Annotated in this window: 13 protein-coding genes, 5 tRNA genes and 1 pseudogene; 3 read left to right on the top strand and 16 right to left on the bottom strand. The window is 37.1% G+C overall.

What is annotated here, in order from left to right; translation table 11 throughout:
* Positions 1-100: 100 nt before the first annotated feature.
* The 14 genes from rpoC to CHV_RS04110 all read right to left on the bottom strand — a co-directional run bounded on the left by rpoC (position 101) and on the right by CHV_RS04110 (position 14,309).
* The gene (gene rpoC / locus CHV_RS04175; protein WP_034577572.1) at positions 101-4,396 is read right to left on the bottom strand and encodes a DNA-directed RNA polymerase subunit beta'; all 4,296 of its coding nucleotides are present in this window, start codon (positions 4,394-4,396) and stop codon (positions 101-103) included.
* A 53-nt stretch (positions 4,397-4,449) separates the two neighbouring features.
* Complete coding sequence (rpoB, locus tag CHV_RS04170; protein WP_034577570.1) at positions 4,450-8,289, bottom strand: DNA-directed RNA polymerase subunit beta; 3,840 nt, start codon at positions 8,287-8,289, stop codon at positions 4,450-4,452.
* Between the two features lie 207 nt (positions 8,290-8,496).
* A complete protein-coding gene (rplL, locus tag CHV_RS04165) occupies positions 8,497-8,874 on the bottom strand; it encodes a 50S ribosomal protein L7/L12 (RefSeq protein WP_034577569.1) in 378 nt (125 codons plus the stop codon).
* Between the two features lie 51 nt (positions 8,875-8,925).
* Entirely contained in the window at positions 8,926-9,465 is a 540-nt protein-coding gene (rplJ, locus tag CHV_RS04160) for a 50S ribosomal protein L10 (protein WP_034577568.1), read from the bottom strand.
* 4 nt (positions 9,466-9,469) lie between these two features.
* A complete protein-coding gene (gene rplA / locus CHV_RS04155; RefSeq protein ID WP_034577586.1) occupies positions 9,470-10,162 on the bottom strand; it encodes a 50S ribosomal protein L1 in 693 nt (230 codons plus the stop codon).
* An 11-nt stretch (positions 10,163-10,173) separates the two neighbouring features.
* On the bottom strand, positions 10,174-10,617 hold the full coding sequence (rplK, locus tag CHV_RS04150) for a 50S ribosomal protein L11 (protein WP_034577567.1): 444 nt from the start codon (positions 10,615-10,617) through the stop codon (positions 10,174-10,176).
* A gap of 45 nt (positions 10,618-10,662) precedes the next feature.
* The gene (gene nusG / locus CHV_RS04145) at positions 10,663-11,217 is read right to left on the bottom strand and encodes a transcription termination/antitermination protein NusG (RefSeq protein ID WP_034577566.1); all 555 of its coding nucleotides are present in this window, start codon (positions 11,215-11,217) and stop codon (positions 10,663-10,665) included.
* A 16-nt stretch (positions 11,218-11,233) separates the two neighbouring features.
* Positions 11,234-11,425 (bottom strand): preprotein translocase subunit SecE, encoded by a 192-nt coding sequence (secE, locus tag CHV_RS04140; protein WP_034577564.1) that lies wholly within the window; start codon positions 11,423-11,425, stop codon positions 11,234-11,236.
* An 11-nt stretch (positions 11,426-11,436) separates the two neighbouring features.
* A tRNA-Trp gene (locus tag CHV_RS04135) sits at positions 11,437-11,509 on the bottom strand.
* A gap of 233 nt (positions 11,510-11,742) precedes the next feature.
* The gene (gene tuf / locus CHV_RS04130) at positions 11,743-12,933 is read right to left on the bottom strand and encodes an elongation factor Tu (RefSeq protein WP_034577562.1); all 1,191 of its coding nucleotides are present in this window, start codon (positions 12,931-12,933) and stop codon (positions 11,743-11,745) included.
* 99 nt (positions 12,934-13,032) lie between these two features.
* Positions 13,033-13,107: transfer RNA gene (locus CHV_RS04125), tRNA-Thr, on the bottom strand.
* A 14-nt stretch (positions 13,108-13,121) separates the two neighbouring features.
* Positions 13,122-13,194: transfer RNA gene (locus tag CHV_RS04120), tRNA-Gly, on the bottom strand.
* Positions 13,195-13,216: 22 nt separating this feature from the next.
* A tRNA-Tyr gene (locus tag CHV_RS04115) sits at positions 13,217-13,297 on the bottom strand.
* A gap of 142 nt (positions 13,298-13,439) precedes the next feature.
* Complete coding sequence (locus CHV_RS04110) at positions 13,440-14,309, bottom strand: hypothetical protein (protein ID WP_034577560.1); 870 nt, start codon at positions 14,307-14,309, stop codon at positions 13,440-13,442.
* A gap of 124 nt (positions 14,310-14,433) precedes the next feature.
* Between CHV_RS04110 and CHV_RS04105 the strand changes: the two genes are divergently transcribed.
* Both CHV_RS04105 and CHV_RS04100 read left to right on the top strand, forming a co-directional pair.
* Positions 14,434-14,507 (top strand) — tRNA-Arg (locus CHV_RS04105).
* Positions 14,508-14,919: 412 nt separating this feature from the next.
* Positions 14,920-15,894 (top strand): LD-carboxypeptidase, encoded by a 975-nt coding sequence (locus CHV_RS04100; RefSeq protein WP_130721399.1) that lies wholly within the window; start codon positions 14,920-14,922, stop codon positions 15,892-15,894.
* 49 nt (positions 15,895-15,943) lie between these two features.
* On the opposite strand, the gene CHV_RS04095 is transcribed toward CHV_RS04100, so the two are convergent.
* The gene (locus tag CHV_RS04095) at positions 15,944-16,738 is read right to left on the bottom strand and encodes a thymidylate synthase (protein ID WP_034577557.1); all 795 of its coding nucleotides are present in this window, start codon (positions 16,736-16,738) and stop codon (positions 15,944-15,946) included.
* 140 nt (positions 16,739-16,878) lie between these two features.
* Complete coding sequence (gene rsmA / locus CHV_RS04090) at positions 16,879-17,667, bottom strand: 16S rRNA (adenine(1518)-N(6)/adenine(1519)-N(6))-dimethyltransferase RsmA (protein WP_034577555.1); 789 nt, start codon at positions 17,665-17,667, stop codon at positions 16,879-16,881.
* A 165-nt stretch (positions 17,668-17,832) separates the two neighbouring features.
* Between rsmA and CHV_RS05420 the strand changes: the two are divergent.
* Positions 17,833-18,583, top strand: a pseudogene (locus CHV_RS05420) (IS982-like element ISCca4 family transposase); the annotation flags it as partial.

Here is an 18,583-nt window from a genome sequence, read left to right as displayed (position 1 = left end):
ACTAACGTTGCTTTAACTGTAAGTGGGACACTGCCTTTTCTTATTTTTTTATAAAAGATTTGATAAAGCCATAGAGGTAGCTTATAGATTCCTTTAGAATCTAACGTGTGGTTACACTAGATTTAGCATAGACCAAAGCATCATACTCATTTTTAGAACTTACAACCAATCGTTCATAGGCACGCATACCTGTTCCAGCAGGAATCAGATGACCTACAATAATATTCTCTTTCAGTCCTTTTAATGTATCATACTTGGCACTAATACCCGCATCGCTCAATACTTTAGCTGTTTCTTGGAAAGAAGCTGCAGATAAGAAACTTTCGGTAGCCAAGGAGATTTGTGTAATACCTTGCAACTTTGGCTGGGCAACAGCCAATTCTGCTGGCCTAGCTTCAATAGGCACCAGCCCTTGTTGAGTAAGTTTATTGTTCTCTTGTAACAATCTGCTAGCGGAAACAAATTGTCCCTGCTTGAATAATTTAGAATCACCAGGTGTGAGCACAATAACTTTATCACGGATTCTATCATTCTCTTGAAAGAATTTAACTTTATCAATAATTTGTCCGTGTAAGAGCATAGTATCTCCTGGATCCAATACCTCTACCTTACGCATCATCTGTTTAATGATGATTTCAATATGCTTATTGTTAATTTTTTCACCTTGTAAACGGTATACGCTTTGCAACTCATTCATGATATATTCCTGGGTAACCAGTGGCCCTTTTGTAACCAAAAGATCAGCAGCGGCTACCGCGCCATCTGTGATTACCTCTCCTACTTTAACGTAATCGTTATCTTGGACCAATATGTGCTTAGACAATGGTATCATATACTTAACCTGTATACCTTCTTTCGATTCAATAAAAACTTCCCTATTGCCTCTTTTAATGCCTCCATAGGTTACAACACCACTTAATTCACTAATAAAAGCAGTATTGGCAGGTTTTCTAGCTTCAAAAAGCTCTACCACACGAGGCAACCCACCTGTAATGTCTCTAGATTGATTAATAATACGGGGGACTCTAGCCAATACTGCTCCCTTACGTATCTTATCACCTGCTTCTACTACCAACTGTGCTTTAACAGGAAGGGTATAGGAGGCAATGGTTACACCAGCATCATCAGATAAGATGATACTTGGATGTTTGGTCTTATCCCTGGACTCAATCATTACCTTTGCTTTACGACCAGTTTGCTCATCGAATTCTTCTTGATAGGTAACGCCTTCTTTAAGACCTAGGAAACTGACTGCCCCGTCCTGAGTAGCCAATAATACAACATTGTAAGGATCCCAATGGTAAAGTTCTTGATCGTAACTTACCGTTTGATTGCTTGCTACCTTAAGATGGGCACCATATGGCAAATGGGTACTGGTTAATACTTTTCTTGTATCTGTATCTAAAATTTGTAGCTCAGCAGAACGGCTCATAACAACTTCTACTGCCTGTCCATTTGCATCTACATAATTTGTAACGATCAAGTCTTCAAAATTTACTACACCTGCATATTTTGCTTTAACCTTAGCATCAACAGTAACATTAGAGGCAGTACCTCCAACATGGAAGGTTCTCATAGTAAGCTGTGTACCAGGTTGCCCAATAGATTGGGCAGCGATGACCCCCACTGCCTCGCCAACAGATACCATATTACCTGTGGCTAAGTTTCGGCCATAACATTTTACACAAACGCCTTGAGACAAATCACATGTTAAAACAGAACGTACAAATACTTCTTCTAGACCCGTCTGTTCTATACGGGCAGCAATCTGCTCATCAATTCCATTGCTACGTGCAACTAATAGGACACCTGTTTGTGGATCCAAGACGTCTTCTACTACCACACGACCTAGAATACGTTCTGCAAGCGATTCAACTACTTTATTTTCAACTTTTACAGCAGTTACAGTAATACCCTTAAGGGAACCACAATCTTCTTCAACAACCGTTAAATCTTGTGCTACATCTACCAACCTTCTAGTGAGATATCCAGCATCTGCTGTTTTTAAAGCTGTATCAGCCAACCCTTTTCTAGCACCATGGGTAGCAATAAAATACTCAATCACATTCAACCCTTCTTGGAAATTAGAAATAATAGGATGTTCAATAATTTCCCCTACTGATCCTTGTGTACTTTTTTGAGGTCTACCAATTAATCCTTTCATACCACCTAACTGACGTACCTGTTCACGCGATCCCCTTGCACCAGAAATCATCATCATGTAAACAGAGTTAAAGGTATCCTGGTCGGACTCCAACTGTTCCATGAGTTGATTGGTAATACGGGTATTGGCTCTGGTCCAAACGTCAATGACCTGGTTGTATCTTTCATTATCGGTTATCAAACCCAACATATAATTACCCCAAATCGACTCCACCTCTGAAGTAGCTTGGTCAATTAATTCATGTTTGTTAGCTGGTATCTTTACATCATCTAACCCAATTGTCATGCCTGCCTGAAATGCGCTATTAAAGCCTAAAGCTTTAATGTTATCTAAAAATTCAACGGTAATGACCGTACCAAACTTACGGTACATATCTGTTACAATACGCTGCATGTTTCTTACGTTCAACGTTTCATTAACAAATGCCATTCCATCTGGACAATACTCATTGAATACTACCCTACCAACAGTAGTCTCTATCAGGGTATAAACTTGTGATCCATCTGACTGGATTACAGGCAAACGAAGCTTGATATAAGCATGCTTAGACACTTTTTCATGGGCCAATCCAATTAATACTTCTTCAGGTGCATAAAAAGACATGCCCTCTCCTAATACTACATTTTTTGGAGTACTACGCCTTCCTTTGGTTAGATAATGCAATCCCAAAATCATATCACGGGATGGAATAGTAATAGGAATACCGTTTGAGGGATTTAATACATTATACGATGCCAACATAAGCAATGAAGCTTCTGCAATGGCTTCTTGACCAAGGGGAACGTGAACGGCCATTTGATCTCCATCAAAGTCAGCATTGAACGCAGTACATACCAAAGGATGCAATTGAATAGCTTTGCCTTCAATTAATTTAGGTTGAAAGGCTTGTATACCCAATCGGTGCAAGGTTGGTGCTCGGTTGAGTAATACAGGATGCCCCTTCAATACATTCTCCAATACATCCCAGATAACAGGGGCTTTTTCTTCTATTAATCTTTTAGCTACTTTTACAGTCTCTGCTACCCCACGCTCTATGAGCCTACGTATGATAAAAGGCATAAATAGTTCAACTGCCATTTCTTTAGGTAACCCGCACTCATGCAACTGCAACTCAGGCCCTACCACAATAACAGATCTGCCAGAATAATCTACACGTTTGCCAAGCAAATTCTGCCTAAAACGGCCCTGCTTACCTTTTAACATATCTGAAAGAGATTTTAATGGTCGAATCCCCTCTGAAGCAACAGAATTTACTTTACGAGAATTATCAAATAAAGAATCTACAGCCTCTTGCAACATACGCATTTCATTGCGTATGATGATTTGTGGTGCCTTAATATCTAATAATCTCTTAAGCCTATTGTTTCTAATAATAACTCTTCTATAAAGGTCATTTAAATCAGAAGTAGCAAATTTACCACCGCCCAGTGAGAAAAGAGGACGTAATTCAGGCGGAATAACAGGTAATATACGCATCACCATCCATTCTGGTCGGTTTTCTACTTTTTTATGGACATCTCTAAACCCTTCTACAATTTTTAGTCTTTTGACAATCTCCAAACGGCGTTGTTGAGAACCATCAGTAAGTAACTGCTCGCGTAAGTCAACTGAAAGTTTTTCTAAATCAAGATTTTTTAGGATAGACTCAATAGCTTCTGAACCAATAAGGGCAATAAATTTATTAGGATCTGAATGGCTTAATAATGGATTATCTGGAGGCAATTCATCTAAAATGGCCAAATACTCATCCTCAGATAGCAGATCCATAGCGGCTATACCATCTTCTTTCTTGATACCAGGTTGAATGACTACATAACGCTCATAGTATACAATCTGTTCAACTTTTTTAGTAGGTATACCGAGCAAGTAACTAATTTTACTAGGTAACACCCTAAAGTACCAAATATGGGTTACCGGCACAACCAGCTCGATGTGGCCAACGCGTTCTCTACGTTGTTTTTTTTCTGTAATCTCAACACCACATCTATCACATACAATACCTTTATAACGAATGCCTTTGTATTTACCACAATGACATTCCCAATCTTTTACAGGACCGAATATGCGTTCACAAAATAATCCTTTCGTTTCAGGCTTATGGGTTCTATAATTAATGGTCTCTGGCAAGGTGACTTCTCCTGAAGAACGAGATAAAATAACTTCTGGAGAAGAAAGACTGGCAATGATACCAGAAAATTGAATGGATTGTGGCCTATTTCTTTTAAACTTCATACGGTTAAACTTGGTAAGCGATGTGAGATATGGAATGTCAAACTGGCTATTTGCTATACAAGCGTAATTTCAAGACCTAGCCCCCTTAATTCATGCATTAATACATTAAATGATTCTGACAAATTGGGCTTTGGAATGTTATTGCCTTTAACGATTGCTTCATAGGCTTTAGATCTACCCACTACATCATCTGACTTTGTATTGAGCATTTCTTGTAATGTATAAGCAGCTCCATAGGCTTCTAATGCCCATACTTCCATTTCACCAAATCGTTGGCCTCCAAATTGGGCTTTACCACCTAATGGTTGCTGCGTAATCAAAGAATAAGGACCTGTAGAACGGGCGTGCATTTTATCATCTACCAAATGGGCAAGTTTGAGGAGATAGACTACCCCAACTGTAACGCTTTGATTAAATGGCATACCTGTTCCTCCATCATAAACGGTTGTTTTACCAAAAGCAGGTAAGCCGGCTTGATCCAACTCATTGGAAATCTGCTCTAAGGTCATACCCTCAAAAATAGGGTTGAGATACCGTTTACCTAATTGCTCACCAGCCCACCCTAACACAGTTTCATACAACTGACCTAAGTTCATACGAGAAGGCAATCCGAGTGGACTCAATACAACGTCTACTGGTGTACCATCTGCTAAGAATGGCATATCTTCTTGGGGTACAATCTTACAAACAATACCTTTGTTACCATGCCTTCCAGACATTTTATCACCCACCTTGAGCTTCCTTTTTTCTGCAATATAGACTTTAGCTACTTTTACAACTCCTTTGGGTAACCCATCTCCTGCTTCTAGTGTAAATCTTTCACGCTTAAAACGTACAATAGAAGCGGTACATTTTTTAATATAGTTGCCTAAAATACGTTGGACTAGATGGTTTTTAGATGGATCAGGAGTCCAATTACTGAGTACAAGGTCTCCAACTAGATTGGCTTCTGCTGGAATATTATAAAGTGACTCATCACGGTAAATATTTTTAGGAGGGAAGAGTTTTTCACCGATTAGTGAAGTAGTAAGTTTGGTACCCTCTGGAATAATTTCATCACCAAATTGGTGATAAATACCATTGGTAACCACTCCATCTAAAACTACTGATAATTTTTGAATAGCTATATCGCGCAATTTTAATAAATTTCTAGCATGTGCCTTTTTTAATAGCTCCAGTTCTTTTTTAACTTTTTGCTTACTTTCCTTATTTCTTTCAGGACTAGAGAATATTTTAGTATCGATTACAATACCTTCCATACCAGATGGCACTTTTAAAGAGGTATTCTTTACATCGCCTGCTTTGTCACCAAAAATAGCCTTCAAAAGCCTTGCTTCTGGTGTAACATCTATCTCTCCCTTTGGGGTAATTTTACCAATTAAGATATCACCTTCTTTAACTTCTGTACCTACTTTAACAATGCCATCAATACCTAATTTGGCAATAGCTTCTTCACTAACATTTGGAATTTCATTGGTCAACTCTTCTGCACCAAATTTTGTATCCTTTACTTCCAGAATAAATTCCTTAATATGAATAGAGGTAAAAACGCCATCCCGCACAATGCGTTCAGAAATTACAATACCATCTTCAAAGGTATAGCCTTTCCAAGATAAGAAAGCTACTTTTAAATTTTTACCCAGGGCTAACTCGCCATTTTTAGTGGCATATCCTTCACAAAGCACTTGGCCTTTTTCTACACGACTGCCTTTAGAAACAATTGGCGATAGGTTAATACAGGTACTCCTGTTGGTACCTCTAAATTTATCCATAGAATAGGTTACAGAGGCTTCATCAAAGGAAACAAGTGCTTCTTCTTCAGAACGATCATACTGAACCACAATTTTTCTACCATCCACATAAGTAACCAAACCACTACCTTCTGCAGTAGGTAACCCCCTAAACTCTTTAGCGACTCTTTTTTCTACACCTGTACAAACAATAGGCACATCTGGCCTTACCAAAGGAACGGCTTGACGCTGCATATTAGATCCCATCAAGGCACGACTGGCATCATTGTGTTCCAAAAACGGAATCAAAGAAGCAGCAACTGATGCAATCTGACTGCTCGAAACATCCATATAATTAACCTGTTCTGGTTTTACCAGAGGATACTCATCGCCATTTCGGACTTTGACTCGATTATCTAATATGACACCATTTGCATCTAACTGTACATTAGCTGGAGCAAAATTAGCATGCTCTTCTTCTGCAGCACTGAGGTAACAAATGGCACCACTAAGGTCAACTTTACCATGCTCTACCCGCCTATAAGGTGTTTCAATAAAGCCCATATTATTTACACGTGCATACATACAGAGGGAAGAAATCAAACCAATGTTCATACCTTCCGGTGTTTCAATGGTACATAACCTTCCATAATGGGAGTAGTGCACGTCCCGGACTTCAAAACCAGCACGATCCCTAGAAAGTCCGCCAGGTCCTAATGCGGATACGCGACGCTTATGGGTAATTTCTGCCAATGGGTTGACTTGGTCAATCAACTGAGACAGTGGATTAATACCAAAAAAAGAATTAATAACTGAGGAAAGGGTACGTGCATTAATCAAGTCTGCAGGCTTAAATAGCTCATTGTCTCTAATGTTGATGCGCTCACGAATCGTTCTGGCCAAACGAGAAAACCCTATACCAAATTGAGTAAAAAGCTGCTCCCCAACACAACGTACCCGGCGATTGCTTAAATGATCAATATCATCTACTTCTGCTTTACCATTGACTACCTTAATAAGATAATGAATGATTTGTATGATATCTTCTTGGGTCAAAACAGAAGCCTCTACTGAAATATCCAGATTTAATTTTTTATTGATTCGATAACGACCTACTTCACCCAACGTATAACGCTTACTACTAAAAAAAAGGCTTTCTACCGTTTCACGGGCCGTTTGTTCATCAGGTGCTTCTGCATTGCGGAGTTGGCGGTAAATTTGCTCTGTTGCTTCTTTGGTATCATTGGTACTATCTTTCCCAAAAGTATTATATATAAGGTGGTAGTCTGCAGGAGCTTCTTCTGAATGATGTAAAATAACAGAGGGAACACCAGAAGATAAAATGACTTCTATACCTGCTTCATCTAATACTGTATTGCGCTCTATAAGGACTTCATGTCTGGTAGAAACATGTTCTTCGCCAGTTTCTTCATCTACAAAATGCTCTACCGTACTTTTTAAAACCCGAGCGGCTAATCTACGGCCTATACATTTTTCCAATACTGCACCACTTGCCTCTACCTCATCGGCAAGACCAAATATACCTAAAATATCTTTGTCACTACTATATCCAATGGCACGCAACATAGTAGTAATGGGTATTTTCTTTTTCCTATCTAAATAGATATACATCACTGAATTAATATCAACCGAAAATTCAATCCAAACACCTTTGGCAGGGACTACTTTAGCAGCGTAAACATTCGAACCACTAATGTGCTTATTTTGAAAAAAGAAAATACCAGAAGACTTATGTACTTGAGAAACCACTACACGTTCTACACCACTTAAAATAAAAGAACCTTGATCGGTCATATAAGGTATATTCCCTAAAAAAACCTCTTGTTCAACGCCTTCATATTTCCCAGTATGTTCGTCATTTTGTAACAAGCGTAACTTTGCCTTCAAAGGAACATCATAGGTTAAGCCTCGTTCAATACACTCCCGAGGCGTATATTGGGGAAGCTCTAAATTGTAGTCAATAAACTCTAGAATATAGTTTCGCTTAGAATCTTCAATGGGAAAATGCTCCATAAAAACCTTATAAAGCCCTTCATTTATTCTATTTTCTGGACTAATACCGAGTTGAAAAAAGTCTCTAAAAGATTGCAACTGGATTTCAAGCAAATCAGTGTAGTTTGCGGCGGCATCAACAGAAGGCATATGACAATTTTGTTTACTAGATTGTGTTTTCTTTACGTAGGTGCTACATGTTTATAACTTATAGAAAGCAAAACTAGAATGCGGGTTTAGCTACATTGACATGAAGCAAGGCAAGCGCTAAAGGGAGTACATTACAAATAGATATGCACTCAGACCTAAATAGGTAACCTTTAACGCAGCAAAAATTATATTATATACGCCTATTGACTATTTCAACTCAACCTCTGCACCAGCCTCTTCTAATTTTCTTTTAATAGTCTCTGCTTCTTCTTTAGTGAGTCTTTGTTTCATCGTATCTGGTACACCATCTACAAATTCCTTGGCTTCTTTTAATGTTAAACCTGTTATTTCTTTTACCAGTTTTACAACTGCTAACTTAGCCGCACCACCTGATTTTAAAATAACATCAAATGTAGTTTTTTCTGGTACGTTTTCAACAGAAACTGGAGGTGCAGCAGCCATCATCATAGGAGCTGAGGCAACTGGTTCAATGCCATGTTCATTCTTCAAAATATCAGCCAGATCACTTACCTGCTTAACCGTTAAGTTAACAAGCGTTTTTGCTAAATCTTTTAAGTCGATCATAATTTGTAAAAGTTTATAAAATTTAGATAAATATAAAAAGTGACTTTTTTATTAAGTTGATGCTTTCAAAAAAGTTTCTATCACTCCCATCAAACGTTTCTCGCCAGATTGCATTGTAGCTAGTACATTTAAAATAGGAGATTTCAAAAGCGTGATAATATCGGCCAAAATCTCTTCTTTTGATTTTAAGTTTGTTAACCGATCCAAGTGCTCTGCGCCAATAAATAAATCACCATAAATCGAAGCAGCTTTTAAAACAGGCAAGTTTAACTTTTCGGCTTCTAAAAAAGCTTTTAACATTTTTCCAGGAGCACGGCCACTATCACGGCTAAATAAAATACCTGAAAATCCTTTTAATACGCTTGAAAAAGCAGGCGCATGGGCGGTACATTTTTCAGATCGTTCTAGGGCCTTTTGTATCAGGGTATTTTTAGCTACCTGATAGACTATATTTTGTTCTGCACAACTTTTTCTAAATTTATTTACCTGTTCTACAGTAAGCCCCATAGCGTCTACTACATAAAAGCAGTCGAAAGCAGAAAATTTTTCTACTAGACTTTCTATAACCTGTAATTTTTCTTCTCGTTTCATTTTTCTAAAGCCCAACGGCAATACTCCTATCTACAAAAACGCCTCTACTCATCGTGCTAGAAAGACTAATACTATTTACGTAAAGCCCTTTTGAGGAGGCAGGCTTTAATTTAACAATCGCTTTTAACAGCTCCATCACATTTTCTACTATTTTTTCCTGTGGAAAAGATGCACGACCTACACTACTATGTACAATGCCATATTTATCTACCTTAAAACTTAACTTCCCACCCTTTACCTCTTTAACCATTTTAGCTACATCCATTGTTACAGTACCTACCCTAGGATTAGGCATAAGGCCACGAGGGCCTAATATTTTACCCAATCTACCCAGTTTAACCATAACGGTTGGCATCGTTATAATCACATCTATATCTGTCCACCCAGCTGCTATCTTTTCAATAAAGTCGTCTAACCCTACATAATCTGCACCAGCCTGCTTGGCTTCTTGTTCTTTATCAGCTGTACAGAGCACTAAGATCCTACAAGATTTACCTGTTCCATGTGGCAAAGAAACTGTTCCCCTTACCATTTGGTCAGACCTTTTAGGGTCTACACCCAAGCGAACTGCAACATCCATCGAAGCATCAAACTTTGTAGAAGTACTTTTTTGCACCAGCTGAACAGCCTCGGTTAAAGTATAGGCTTCTTTAGCATTATCTGTTGCACTATGCTTATTCTTTTTTTGAATTGCCATTTTCATCTCTTTTATTTAACCCAAGGGGCAGTACCTTGTACCGTAACACCCATACTTCTTGCTGTTCCAGCTACCATACGCATCGCGGCATGTATATCTAAGGTGTTTAAATCTCGAAGCTTTTCTACTGCAATTTGTTGAATCTGTTCCCAACTAATACTGGCCACTTTACGCCTATTGGACTCAGGAGAGCCTTTTGCAATTTCTGAAAGCTTCATAATGGCAATAACAGTAGGAGATGTTTTAACGATGAAGTCAAAAGACTTGTCTTGATAAACTGTAATGATTACAGGTACAATTTCTCCTTGCTGATCTTTTGTTCTGGCATTAAACTGCTTACAGAACTCCATAATATTGATACCCTTACTACCTAATGCGGGACCTACTGGTGGAGAAGGATTGGCTGAACCACCCTTAACCCTTAACTTTACATAACCTAAAACTGGCTTAGACATATTATATAAATTTTACAAATGCTTTACAGGCATATTTACAAAGCATTAGAAAAGCTTTTTAACCTGCGTATAACTTAGCTCTACAGGTGTACTCCGCTCATCAAAAATTTTAACCACTACATTAAGTGTTTTCTTTTCTTCAAAAATTTCTTGAACTTTTCCAGAAAAACCTGCAAAAGGTCCATCTATAATCTCAACTACTTCTCCTAGGGCAAAAATAGCGTTTAACTTTAAATCACTAGATTCAAGGCTATTGGTTTTACCTATAATTCTATTTACTTCTGTTTGACTCAATGGAACAGGAGTCCCACGCCACCCTTTCACACCTAAGAACCCCAAGGCACCTGTTATACCTTTTAATAACTGTACCAATAAGCCGTTTGCAAGATCTGCCTGCAAAAATATATAGCCAGGAAATAAATTTCTATTTTTTACATACTTTTTCCCAGAACGGACTTCATATACCTTTTCGTAAGGTATCAATATCTCGCCAACAATTTGCTGTAAATTATTTTTTACAAGCTCTACTTGTAGATTGGCTTTTACTTTTTCTTCTTGCTTAGTGACTACTTTAAGCACATACCACTGTAATGCATCCATTCAATATGTCCTTTTTTTAAAAAGCATTATAAAACCAAACAAAAATTTTTTTCAAAGACCAATCCATAAGCCCAATAAGAAGCGCAAATATAAAAGAGGCTACTAGTACAAGCAGGGAACTACTTTGTAACCCATGATAGGGAGGCCAAGTAATCTTATACCTTACTTCTTGTATTAGATTCTGTATAAATAGCTTTGCTTTTGACATATTGTTTTATGCACGGGTGGAGAGACTCGAACTCCCAGCCTATGGTTTTGGAGACCATCGCTCTACCAGTTGAGCTACACCCGTATTTATGTATTTACACTTAACAATTAGGTAAAAATTATACTGCTTAGAATAAGGTCTGTTTGATAAGCGAAATGATTAGACGTAAACTTATGTTTTACAAACAATTGCAGAATAGAGACGGACTGTACATACATTTTTACCCTAACTTAAGATAAAAATATAGTCTAGTAGCTACTTTATTATATTTAAGCAGCCCCTTAATACTATGTAAGCCACCTCTATAAAGCTTATAATTAACAATCAAGAATTTCAGTAACCCTCCCAGCACCAACTGTTCTTCCTCCTTCACGAATAGCAAAACGCAATCCTACTTCCATAGCAATACTATGGATAAGGGTAATTTCTAAATTGACGTTATCACCTGGCATAACCATTTCTACGCCTTCCGGTAGTTTTACTTCACCTGTAACATCTGTTGTTCTAAAGTAGCACTGTGGCCTGTACTTGTTAAAAAATGAAGTATGGCGCCCTCCTTCTTGTTTGGTTAAAACATAAACTTCAGCTTTAAACTTACTATGTGGCTTAACACTTCCCGGTTTACAGATCACCATACCACGTTGAATAGAAGCCTTATCAATACCACGCAGCAAGAGACCTACATTGTCACCTGCCTCGCCCCTATCTAAGTTTTTTCGGAACATTTCGACACCTGTAACCGTAGAAGTCAATTTTTCAGCGCCCATACCAATAATATCAACCGTACTACCGGTGGTGATCACACCTTTTTCAATTCTACCAGTTACAACTGTTCCGCGACCTGTAATCGTACATACCCCTTCTACAGGCATTAAAAAATCTTTATCTACTAACCGTACAGGAAGCGGAATATAACTATCTACTGCAGCCATAAGCTCTTCAACTTTTGCTTCCCATTCTGGCTCGCCATTCAAAGCACCTAAAGCAGAACCACGAATAATAGGTGCATTGTCCCCATCAAAATTATAGGCATTCAAAAGCTCCCTAATTTCAAGTTCTACCAACTCGATCATTTCAGGATCATCTACTAGATCTACTTTATTTAAGAAAACTACGATACCAGGTACGCCAATTTGGCTAGCCAAGAGAATATGCTCCCTAGTTTGAGGCATCGCACCATCTGTGGCCGCTACGAGAAGAATCGCACCATCCATCTGAGCGGCCCCAGTAATCATGTTTTTAACATAATCCCGGTGACCTGGACAATCTACATGGGCATAATGTCTGTTTTGGGTTTGGTATTCGACGTGCGCAGTATTAATGGTAATACCCCGTTCTTTTTCTTCTGGAGCAGCATCAATAGCTGAAAACTCTTTTTTTTCTGCCAACCCCGCTTTAGCTAAAACAGTAGTAATTGCAGCTGTTAATGTCGTTTTGCCATGGTCAACGTGGCCAATTGTACCAATATTGACATGTGGCTTTGATCGATTAAATGTTTCTTTTGCCATAGCTTATAATTCTTTAAGATTTTCAATAAAATAAATAACTTATCCAATATAAATTCTTGGATCTACGCTAAAATCAACTTCCTCAGATCTATGCTAACATGGAGCCAATGACGGGATTTGAACCCGTGACCTCTTCCTTACCAAGGAAGCACTCTACCACTGAGCTACACCGGCCCTATATAATTAAGAGCGGGAGACGAGAATCGAACTCGCGACCTGAAGCTTGGAAGGCTGCCGCTCTACCAACTGAGCTACTCCCGCTTTACATATCTTTACTAACTAGTGGGGAGAGAAGGATTCGAACCTTCGAAGCTTACGCAACGGATTTACAGTCCGCCCCAATTGGCCGCTCTGGCATCTCCCCAAAAAATAAGCACAAAATCAGTACATACTATGCCAAATAATATAGCTTAACCAAAGCTACAAAAAATATTTTTTCTTACAAAAAGGAGATAAAGTTTTTAACAGTAAACACAAGTAATTTATACGCAGTGCGGATCTATCCGTTACATTAGATCTACATAAATACCAAAAGAAAAAGGGCTATTAGAATCAGAACCATCAGGACCTTTATTTTTCTCAAAGAGAGGAGTCAAATGAATTCCTCCTGTAAAACCAAAACGATGATACCCCATTCCAGTTTGGAATACACAAGCAAACGACTTAAGGTTAAAACTACCATTTGTAACTAAAGAAGCACCTGAATCATTGTATTCCTTATAATAATACTTCATAGCAGGAAGCTTACGCAGACCAAGCTTGAGGCCAAACCAACTATGAAACCCTTCTTTAGGTGCTTCCAAAACACTATTGAATCGAATCCTAACCAAGAAATCAAAGAAGGGGATATTAAGAGTGGAACGGTAGACTTGTTTACCTGGGGTATTATCTATATCCTGAAAACTTACATCAGACTCTGAAACTCTTTTAAGCTCTTTATAGATTGTATCTTTACCACGTTTTTCACCAACAAAAGAATAATACAAACTACTCCAACCAACCCCTACACACAAAGCAAAACGAGATTGATTGAGACGAATATCATACAGAAATGCACCATTGTTAGGGAATAAAGCAGCCCAATCTATTTTTTTTGTACTGGGAAATTTTGGCGAGTTTTTAGAGTTTGAATCATATAAGTAATCCATTTTTAGGGGCTCGTATATAAAGCTAAAGTAATTTTGTACTACCGGCAGATAGGTATCTGGCTGATCGACTTCAGTATCTATAGGAGTAGCAGCTGCGTTATCTGCAGAGGCATCTGGCTGACCGACTTCAGTATCTATGGGAGTAGAAGCTGTGTTACCTGCAGAAGCTGCATAAGGAAGATGTAAGGCCACAGAAAGAAATAACGAACGAAGAATTTTTTTTTTCATGTAAATTAATGACATTATAGCGTATAAATATTACCTAACAAAGGTACTTTTTTTTTTAAATATGTCAAAACATTACTTTGAAATAAATTTTTGTTTATTAAATTTGCATAGCAGCCACTAAGATGGACTTGTAGCTCAACTGGATAGAGCACTGTACTACGGATGCAGCGGTTAGGGGTTCGAATCCCTTCAAGTCCACGTAAAAGTTCAAAATATATGCTCATAACCTTGGATGGATCAAAGGCTAAGAAGCCATTTTACAAAAATTGACGCCCCCAATTTTAGAGCGTTTTAACCGTTACGCCATATTTGCACGATAACTGGATGTGAAATCTTCTTTTAGTATATCTAATACTATTTTAGTCATCTTTTCATGAACTAAAATTTCCAATTTGCTTTTTCCCTATTTTATAACCTCAATTTTAAAACAATAAAATTGAAACTATAGGCAACAATTTTCTTATTTTTTTTCTCCGATTTCTTCAGGCCACTATGCTTGACGGATAAAAAATGCAACAGAACATAATCTTAATAATTTTTCACAATTTTATTTAAGTTGTTTTTGGAATTGATGTTTATAGATTTGTAAATAAATTTAAATATGGCCATTATGCATAAGTGCTTTATTCCCACTATGTTCTTTTTATTAGCTAATTTTTCAATTGTAAAATTTGAAAATCAGAATATAAATTTTATTAGTCTCTTAAAAGATATACCCATTACAATCGTTGCACCTGCTTCAGGTATCAATAAAAACGAGTTAACTACTTTGAAAACCATCATTTCATTGCAATTAAATATACCAAATGGATGCTTTGATCAAAGCCGATCTGTTTTTCATTCTAATAGTGATGAATTAAGATTTAAATACTTAAAGGATGCATTGTTTGATAAGACCAATCATGTAGTATGGACATTGCGTGGAGGATATGGTGCTGCTAAGTTGATACCTGCTTTACAGAAATTAACGATACCTACCCAAGAGAAATTTTTTATAGGATATAGTGATATAACTGCACTCCATATTTTCTTTACACAAACATGGGACTGGAAAACCATTCATGGAAGTGGAATAGTTGAAATACTTAAAAGTGATAAAAAACGTGCTAATTTTACAAAGATAGCTGAGATCATTTGCGGAAAAGTTAAACACGCTACAGTTGATCAACTATTTCCGATTAATGCAGCAGCGCAATCTATCGATACTGTAGATGGTAAGCTTACAGGTGGTAATATAACTGTGCTGCAAACAGGTATTGGTACAACCTGGGAAGTAAAAACAGAAGGGAAGATTCTTTTTCTGGAAGACACGCAAATAAAAGCTTATCAACTAGATCGTACCTTACTGCATTTTAAACAAGCTGGTCTACTAAAAAATGTAAAAGCCATACTATTTGGCCATTGTGGTAGCGATAATAAAGACATTATAACAACACTGAATCAATTTGCATCTGTTTTACCTATCCCAGTCTTTAAAACAAATAGGTTTGGACATGGAAGCACAAATGATCCCATTATTTATAATACCATTAGTCAAATTGTTCTTGTCCATGACGGTAGCTTTAAGCTAATCATGAAAGTATAAATTTCCCCAATACCTAAAAGGAAATTAAGATTTAATACAAAATATATCGTTATACAGAAACCACTGCTTTAATAGCTGGATGATGCAGATAGTGTAACAATGTAAAATCTTCATAAACAAAACTAAATAAATCTGTTACGTTTTGGTTAAGTTGCATAGTAGGCAATGGATAAGGAGAACGTTTCAGTTGTAGACTTGCTTGTTCCAGGTGATTATAGTATAAATGTGCATCACCAAGCGTATGAATCAACGTACCAGGTTTTAATTGGCACACTTGCGCCATCATCATCGTGAGGAGTCCATAAGAGGCAATATTGAAAGGAACCCCTAGGAAAACATCCGCACTACGTTGGTAGAGTTGACAAGATAGTTTCCCATTTGCTACGTAAAATTGAAAAAAAGCATGACAAGGTGGCAATGCCATTTTAGAAATTTCACCCACGTTCCATGCACTTACCAATAGCCTACGTGAATCAGGATTAGTTTTAATTTCTTTTATCGTTTGGCTTATTTGATCAATTTTTACACCTGTTTCTGTAGACCAGCTTCGCCATTGGTGGCCGTAAATGGGGCCTAGTCTTCCCTCTTTGGAGGCCCATTCATCCCATATGGTAACGCCATGTTCTTGTAAATAACGTACATTTGTATCACCACTTAAAAACCACAGTAATTCATAGATAATAGAGCGTAGATGCACTTTTTTAGTAGTAATCAGTGGAAATCCTTCTTCTAGGTTGAACCGCATTTGGTAGCCAAAAAGACTTTTTGTCCCCGTTCCAGTTCTATCTTTTTTATCAACTCCTTCTGCTAAAATATGTTGTAGTAATGTTAAATATGGTTTCATGATATGAGGCCGTTGCTATAGATGGTTATTATTATGTGAATGCTGTAAAATGTCGTTATAGTAAAAGACCTATATAAAAGGCTACGATTTTTATTGTCTGTAAGATCAAATATTAACTTCTACACCCAACCTAGCATAGGTTAAACCAACGTTTTGACAGCCAATGCATTGGTAAGTTCTATAAATTCAGTCACACTTAGTTCTTCTGCACGTTTATGCAATAAACCGGCATAACATCTGTTTGATAGGTTCAACCCACCTAGTGCATTTTGTAATTTTTTTCGACGGTGCTGAAATCCCCTTTTTACTATTTGAAAAAACAACAGTTCATCACATGGGAGTTTTTGTACATTATTGCGGTGCATCGTAATAACCGCAGAATCCACCTTAGGTGGGGGAAAAAAACGATCAGGTGGCACTGTAAAATGGTATGTGATAGTATAGAACGCTTGTAAAAGCACACTAAGCATACCATAGACCTTACTACCTGGTTTAGCAGTGATGCGTTGTGCTACTTCTTTTTGAAACATGCCTACGATTTCACCTACTACATTTCGGTTATCCAAAATTTTAAAGAAGATTTCAGAAGAAATATTATAAGGAAAATTGCCAATAATCGTTAAGTGTTTGTTTTGAAAATGTTCTCTTAGCGGCAGCTTTAAAAAGTCTGCTTCTATGATGCCATCACTTAAAGAGGGATATTTCTTTTTTAGATAGGGTATAAGGTCACGATCCACTTCTACAAGGTATAAACGAGCAATAGCCTTATGATGCAATACATCTGTCAAGTTTCCCTTACCCGGTCCAACTTCAATTACCGTACCTCCTAAACTTTCGTCTGTTAATAGATTGGCTATTTGACTGGCTAAATCTGAATCTCTTAAAAAATGTTGACCCAATGATTTTTTAATTCTTATAGAGGTTGACATACTGCTGTACTAGATAGTGTCGTCATGAAATATTTTGTATATTAGGTTTGTAGTTCGTATTAACGTCAGTTTTGGATTAGAAATTAAGAAAAGAGTATAAAAAGCTCCTTTGTGTTTTAAATTTGTGGGATTGAAAAATAATCATAAAAACCAAAGGAGCCGGATATGAATGTATCAAAATTAGTTGAAATATATTACGCTGTTGATGAATTTCTTATAAAATTTATGCCTTATATGGAATCACATTTGTTACCTACTTCAGATAGAAAACCTACTAGAACATGTTCACTGACTTTGAGCGAAATAATGACAATATTAATTGCTTTTCATGTAATTGGCTTTAGAAATTTTAAGTTGTATTATATTCATTTACAACAATTTCATTCTAATGACTTTTGCAAGTTAGTAAGCTATAGTAGATTTATATCCCTAGTTTAAAGAACAGTAGTTCCATTTTACTTTTTTTCTCAAAGTCTTTCTAAAACGAGAACAGGCTGTTATTTTATGGATTCAACCGCTATAAAGGTTTGTAATATAAAAAGAGCTTATGCTCATAAAGTATTTAAGACAATTGCTAGTAAAGGTAAAACTACTACTGGATGGTTTTACGGAATCAAATTAAACTTGATTGTCAATGATTTAGGAGAAATTATGAATTTTTCTCTTACTACAGGTAAGTCCAATGATAGATGGCCAGTAGAAAACTTATGTAAAAATTTGATCGGAAAAGTATTTGCTGATAAAGGCTACTTGAGTAAAGAATTATTTGAAAAACTTATGGGAAAAGGCATAGAACTGATTACTCAAATCAGAAAAAATATGAAAAATGCTTTCATGCCTATCTGGGATAGGCTAATGCTTCGAAAGAGATCTATCATTGAAACCATTATCGATCAGCTTAAAAATATTAGTCAGA

Source organism: Cardinium endosymbiont cBtQ1 of Bemisia tabaci (genome assembly GCF_000689375.1).
Classification (GTDB): domain Bacteria; phylum Bacteroidota; class Bacteroidia; order Cytophagales; family Amoebophilaceae; genus Cardinium.
Note: the sequence above shows the minus strand (reverse complement) of the source record. Positions and strands in the feature narration are given on the sequence as shown.

Bases quoted from the DNA above. Each gene is read 5' to 3' on its own strand.
- rplL (WP_034577569.1), bottom strand. From the start codon at position 8,874: ATGATCGACTTAAAAGATTTAGCAAAAACGCTTGTTAACTTAACGGTT.
- tuf (WP_034577562.1), bottom strand. From the start codon at position 12,933: ATGGCAAAAGAAACATTTAATCGATCAAAGCCACATGTCAATATTGGT.
- rpoB (WP_034577570.1), bottom strand. From the start codon at position 8,289: ATGCCTTCTGTTGATGCCGCCGCAAACTACACTGATTTGCTTGAAATC.
- secE (WP_034577564.1), bottom strand. From the start codon at position 11,425: ATGTCAAAAGCAAAGCTATTTATACAGAATCTAATACAAGAAGTAAGG.
- rplK (WP_034577567.1), bottom strand. From the start codon at position 10,617: ATGTCTAAGCCAGTTTTAGGTTATGTAAAGTTAAGGGTTAAGGGTGGT.
- rplJ (WP_034577568.1), bottom strand. From the start codon at position 9,465: ATGAAACGAGAAGAAAAATTACAGGTTATAGAAAGTCTAGTAGAAAAA.
- rpoC (WP_034577572.1), bottom strand. From the start codon at position 4,396: ATGAAGTTTAAAAGAAATAGGCCACAATCCATTCAATTTTCTGGTATC.
- CHV_RS04095 (WP_034577557.1), bottom strand. From the start codon at position 16,738: ATGAAACCATATTTAACATTACTACAACATATTTTAGCAGAAGGAGTT.
- CHV_RS04110 (WP_034577560.1), bottom strand. From the start codon at position 14,309: ATGAAAAAAAAAATTCTTCGTTCGTTATTTCTTTCTGTGGCCTTACAT.
- rplA (WP_034577586.1), bottom strand. From the start codon at position 10,162: ATGGCAATTCAAAAAAAGAATAAGCATAGTGCAACAGATAATGCTAAA.
- CHV_RS04100 (WP_130721399.1), top strand. From the start codon at position 14,920: ATGCATAAGTGCTTTATTCCCACTATGTTCTTTTTATTAGCTAATTTT.
- rsmA (WP_034577555.1), bottom strand. From the start codon at position 17,667: ATGTCAACCTCTATAAGAATTAAAAAATCATTGGGTCAACATTTTTTA.
- nusG (WP_034577566.1), bottom strand. From the start codon at position 11,217: ATGGATGCATTACAGTGGTATGTGCTTAAAGTAGTCACTAAGCAAGAA.